Source organism: Lichenifustis flavocetrariae (genome assembly GCF_026130545.1).
GTDB lineage: Bacteria > Pseudomonadota > Alphaproteobacteria > Rhizobiales > Beijerinckiaceae > Lichenihabitans > Lichenihabitans flavocetrariae.
This window is the reverse complement of the sequence record NZ_JAMOIM010000108.1, coordinates 1-4,975: the sequence shown is the minus strand read 5'-3', so window position 1 is coordinate 4,975 and position 4,975 is coordinate 1. Positions and strand designations below refer to the sequence as shown.

The window sequence follows — 4,975 nt, the reverse complement described above, 5'->3', positions numbered from 1 at the left end:
TCGGCAACCCCGTTCCCAGGACTCCCTTGAATCATAAATAACTCAGTCGACTCAACATGTCATCGGACAGACACTAAGATTTCAGATTTGCGGCAGCCTGTGAGGAGCAGCAGCCGAATCGCATCCGCCATAGCAGCGCTGATGGTGCGCTCGTCCTCCATGACCGCGAGAGCCTCTGCGACGGCCACGACCTCACGGTCGACAAGAAAACGCTCCCGCTTCTCACCCTTCGCCAGCTTGACGCCGCGGGCCGGGTTCGTAGCCATCAGCCCCCGGGCGACGGCGAAGGTGAACATCGCGCCCACAATGGCCAGCGCGCGCGAGGCAATTCCCTTCCCTCCCTTCACAATCGCTCGCCCCATTTTGCCGGTCTTCACGTCTGCGCGCGTTTTGCCGGCGGCGATGTCCGACTGCAGTCGAGAGAGATCAGCGCTGGTGACCGACTTGAGCGTTTTAGTGCCGAGCAGCGGCCCAACATGACGCCTCAGGTTAGAGGCATCAGTGGCCCAGCTGGACGCCTTCTTGTTCGGCTTTTCGGCCGGCCCTTCAGTAAGGTAGAGGTCGATTAGCTCCGTGATCGTCGATGCACGCTTGGCTTCAGCCTTGGTGACCAGAGGATCGTTCCCGGCTGCGAGGTGTCGAAGCAGCTCCACAGCCTTCGCGCGGGCCTCTTCGCACGTCCAGGGCGATCCGTGCTTGCCGATCGTGTAGCGACGGGTTCGGCCGTCAGAGTTGCGATAGTTCAGGATATACGACTTCGCGCCAGCCGGCGTGACGCGGAGGCCGAAGCCTTTCACCTCGCTGTCCCAGACCAGCACTTGGCTACCAGCGGGCGTGGTGCTGTCTACCAATCGCTTGGTGAGCTTTGGCATGCGATTTGGCTCCGTGTCAGCGTGTCGTGTCAGCGGTAGAGCGAAAATCAGCGCCTATTTCAGCCAACAAGAGAGAACACGATATGGCCGGAACGCTAGAGCAATCCGTGCCTTAAGCCAACACCAGCTCACCACTTATAAACGAGGAAAACAGGTTACCTCTGCAATCGCACTGCAGAGGCCAGCGGTTCGATTCCGCTCAGCTCCACCAACGCTCAAGGCACCGCTAAATTCGGCGTAGAAGCAATAACTTAGCTTCTTTCTTTTTTACGTTGCGTACCCAGTATCACGATGCGATCTCCACCGATGCTCCCGGTCGCGATGAATGTGGTCACGAGGAGTCTCAAGCAGCATTCCCGCCCAAGGGTTCGTCTCGACCTTGTCGCGCTTGAGCAGGAAGGCCCCATAACGCGAAAGCCGCCGAGGTAATTGCTATTGATCGCTCTGTGACCGAAGGTCGGAAGGTATCCGATTCTCCGCCGTTCGATCCCCCCGACGCGGTGTTCGAGCGCGGTCAGGCGGCGGGTTAGCGTGCCGCCGATCCGACCGGCGCCGATGATGCCTATTCTCATGTTCGCACCTGATCCTGGTTGGAGACGGATTGCGTCGGCATGCCTGTCATTCCGCAGCGTCGTCTGTCGCCCAGCCCGTTCGCACCGAATTTACCCTGGCTACGAATGATGACACGCATTCCTGCGGAGCGGGACGATCAAAGAGGCTGACCGGGAATGCGAAAACGGTTGCGACGAGGCGCCCGAACCGGCTTGATGACGATCGGCGTCCAGCGTCAGCGAACATCACGTCACGGGTCTTCGACCGAGGACAAGACGCGATACCGACCGAGGGTCGAGCCCAGCCGCGGAAGCAGGCTGGGGACCGATCGCGAGGCGGAGATCACGTGCTCGACGCGTCGCCTGACCCGTGTCCCGCGTCCCTGACCCGGTTCTACTTCACGCGGCGGCCGGCGAAATATCCCTCGTTCGTGGTGTTCTGCTCGACGTTGGCAGTCTCGCCCCGCTCGGCGGTATTGCCGGCTTGCCTGTGGTGGGTCGAGGTGTCCCGATCCGTCTTCGGATCGGAACCGGTTCCCTTCGGGCTGTGGTTGGCGGGTGGCACCGGCGGCATGTGCCTGGTCATTCTTTTGTCCTCGGGTGGCGCAAAGACACCCTTGGGTCAACCGCGGTACGGTGGCGTTGTTGCATGGCCATCCGTCACGCACAGCCCAAGGACGCCCTTGTCCACGTCGGTCGAAGCGTCGGGGTCAACTCGGCCCCACGACGCGGATCGGGGTGCCGTCGAGGAAGGCAAGGGCGTTCTCGACGCTCTTGGGATAGAAATCGTGCCAGGTCTCAGCCACGCCGTAGCCGAGATGGGGCGTTAGAACTGTCGCCCCCTCCGCACGGAACGGGTGGTCCTTCGGCAGCGGCTCCGTGTCGAAGACGTCGAGCGCGGCGATGATCCGGCTCGCCTGAACGGCGGCGACCAGCGCCGCCTCGTCGACCAGCGGCCCCCGGGAGGTGTTGACCAGGATGGCGCCGTGCTTGAGGCGGGCGATGTCCGCGGCGCCGACGATTCCGCGACTGCGGGGCGACAGCACCATGTGGATGGAGATCGCATCTGACGTCGCCATGAGGTCGTCCTTGCCGACCAGCCGTGCCCCGGCCTCCCGTGCCTTCTTTTCCGTCAGGTTCGGGCTCCACGCGATGACGTTCATGTCGAGCGCGGCGCCGTAACGCGCCATCCGCGTCCCGAGCCGGCCAAGGCCGAGGATGCCGAGCGTCTTCCCCGCCAGCCCAATGCCGACTGGAACACCGTGCTGGAAGCCGCCGGCCCGCATGGTGGCATCGGCCGCCGGGATCGCCCGCGCGGCGGCGATTAAAAGGCCCAGCGCAAGTTCGGCGGTTGCCCACGACGCCGTGGGAGCCCCGCCGGTGGTGTTGCAGACGGTGATTCCCCGCCGCGCGCAGGCCTGCATGTCGAGCGAGGCGTTGGCGCCGCCCGTGATGCCGATCATGCGCAGCTTGGGCAGCCGCGCGAGGAGGCTGTCTGGCATGGCCGTTCGTTCTCGCATTGTCATAAGGATGTCGAACTCGGCCAGGGCGCCCGCAGCCTCCTCCTCGGTGCCGAGGGCGTCGGCGAAGAAGACCACATCGGCGCGGACTTCCAGGGCCGACCAGTCGGCGCTGCGACGCGCCACGTCCTGCCAATCATCTAGGACGGCGATCTTGACCATGGTTGCTCCGTGTTGCATCCCCGACGGGAGGCTTACTCACCTTATGCGCTCAACGGGGTTGCCCGTCAGCGGCTGAAATGGACGACGATCTTCGGTCTTACTGGTACGCCCGGCATTTTCGGTCATCCGCAAGCCCTGGCATAGTCGACGTAGCCCCTCAGCCCACGGGTGTACCACGTGGCCGCATTGCCTTCCGCCAGCGCCAGGCGGTCATGGATTCGGTGGGGAAGATCGCGCCGTTCGGTGACAACCTGACGGAGGTCACGCCCGCTCCCACGTCCGCGACGACGACCTCCGTCACCTCGCGCAGCAGCCGGATGCGGTTGCCGACGCTGCCACCATACTCGTCGCAGCGATGTTGGAGCCGTCTCTCAGGAATTGGTCGATCAGGAGGCCGTTCACGGCATGCACCTGGTCCCCATCGAAGCCGGCGGCGACGGAGTGGCGCGCGGCGAGGCGATAGTCCTGGATCAGGCCTGGGTTTTGTCAATCCAAAGGGCCCGCCTAAACTATGGCTTCTCACCGTCGTCGGCAGGCGCCGTTGTCCCACCAGACGGGGCCGCGTTCGCCGAGGCCACCTTGGCCGCATCAACTGCCGCCCGTGCCGCCGTGCTTCTGGGCCAAGCCGTGGAGTTTCCGATCCGCTAGGTAGACCGTCAAAACGGGGTGGGAAACTGACATTGACTCCGCTGCCGAGAGCGGACGTCCGACTTGACATGTCCGGGCTTGGCTACCCAGTCCGAGTTGAGTTTTGCCCGTGCAACCTTGCGTTATTGGATAGCGAACACACCTAGCCCGCCCGACCTCATAAACGCCAAGCCCGACCAACTAATGCGCATTGATCGAGCCCGGCAACGTTGTTTGCGGAGGCGCAAGCCAACTATGTCAAGGTGCGCTCGAATTTTTCGAAAGACAAGGTTTGTTGCAATGCAACCTGCTGACAAAGCTGCGCTATGATCACGAAAGAAAGGTAACGTTCGGAAAAGTTCACGAAAATGTGATCTGTCCTGGTTGGCGGGGACGTTGCATTACATGACTAAAAGTTCATCTACATAGGTAGGGGTGGTATATTGAGGTGATTGAGATGAAATTTGTCCTTCCATTGATGACAGGGGCATCACTTATTTGTGCCGCTGCTCTCCCGGCTACAGCAGCCCCATTGCCGCCAGCAGACACTACGACAGACCTGGGTGTTTTCACCGGAGTTCCTGGAAACGACAGTGCTGGTCTTGGCCGGATGGTTCCTCCAGGAACGTTCACGGATACGTATACCTTCTCCACGATCAGCACTGACCTAATATCGGCGTCGATTACAAATTCATATACATTTAGCAACCAACTAATTGATCCGTTTACAATCACCTTCTATTCAGGCGTTCCTGGCAATGGGACGCAAATAGCGTCTGCGACTGCCACAAGCCCTTTCTTTGGTTTCGAATCGGGCGGCTTCGCCCCAATCAGGCAAGCGGCAGGCCAGTTCTACCTCGTTGTTTCTGGAACCACGAAGGATGATCCAACTTACGGAGGATCAGTCGCCTTATCGGTATCCAGCGTCCCTCTTCCGGCTTCCGCTCCGATGTTCGGCGCTGCCCTCCTGGCCCTCGGCGCGGTCGGCTATGGCGTTAAGCGCAAGAAGGCTGCTGCTGCGGCCTGACCCAAGCGGACCCGGTCAGACACGACGCCCGTGGCTCACGCTGCGGGCGTTTTCGTTTGCCTGGAAGCAGCCCCCCCAGAGTCCGAGACGGTGAAGGGTTACGGACGCCGGCCGGCTCCGGTCGCGCGTTTTGGCTCACAGCCGGCGTCGGTAAGCCGCCCAAGGACGAACGCGCGGGGGTGGCCCTTCACTATGGGGATTTGGAGGAAGCGGCGA

The 4,975-nt window shown here is 61.9% G+C and carries 5 protein-coding genes and 1 pseudogene; 2 read left to right on the top strand and 4 right to left on the bottom strand.

Annotated elements, in window-relative coordinates; all coding sequences use genetic code 11:
- Positions 1-59: 59 nt before the first annotated feature.
- The 4 genes and pseudogenes from M8523_RS35770 to M8523_RS35755 form a co-directional block, all read right to left on the bottom strand.
- Positions 60-872, bottom strand: a complete 813-nt coding sequence (locus tag M8523_RS35770) for an integrase arm-type DNA-binding domain-containing protein (protein ID WP_282589558.1) — start codon at positions 870-872, stop codon at positions 60-62.
- A 945-nt stretch (positions 873-1,817) separates the two neighbouring features.
- Positions 1,818-2,009, bottom strand: a complete 192-nt coding sequence (locus M8523_RS35765; RefSeq protein ID WP_282589557.1) for a hypothetical protein — start codon at positions 2,007-2,009, stop codon at positions 1,818-1,820.
- A 124-nt stretch (positions 2,010-2,133) separates the two neighbouring features.
- Positions 2,134-3,105: a D-2-hydroxyacid dehydrogenase family protein gene (locus tag M8523_RS35760; RefSeq protein ID WP_282589556.1), complete on the bottom strand. Its 972-nt coding sequence runs from the start codon at positions 3,103-3,105 to the stop codon at positions 2,134-2,136.
- A gap of 229 nt (positions 3,106-3,334) precedes the next feature.
- Positions 3,335-3,585: pseudogene (locus tag M8523_RS35755) on the bottom strand (oxidoreductase); the annotation flags it as partial.
- Between M8523_RS35755 and M8523_RS35750 the strand changes: the two are divergent.
- A complete protein-coding gene (locus M8523_RS35750; RefSeq protein ID WP_282589555.1) occupies positions 3,511-3,753 on the top strand; it encodes a hypothetical protein in 243 nt (80 codons plus the stop codon). The pseudogene M8523_RS35755 and the gene M8523_RS35750 overlap by 75 nt on opposite strands.
- 436 nt (positions 3,754-4,189) lie before the next feature.
- Positions 4,190-4,759 carry an FxDxF family PEP-CTERM protein gene (locus M8523_RS35745; protein WP_282589554.1) on the top strand — a complete coding sequence of 190 codons (570 nt, stop codon included), beginning with the start codon at positions 4,190-4,192 and terminating at the stop codon, positions 4,757-4,759.
- Positions 4,760-4,975: the final 216 nt, after the last annotated feature.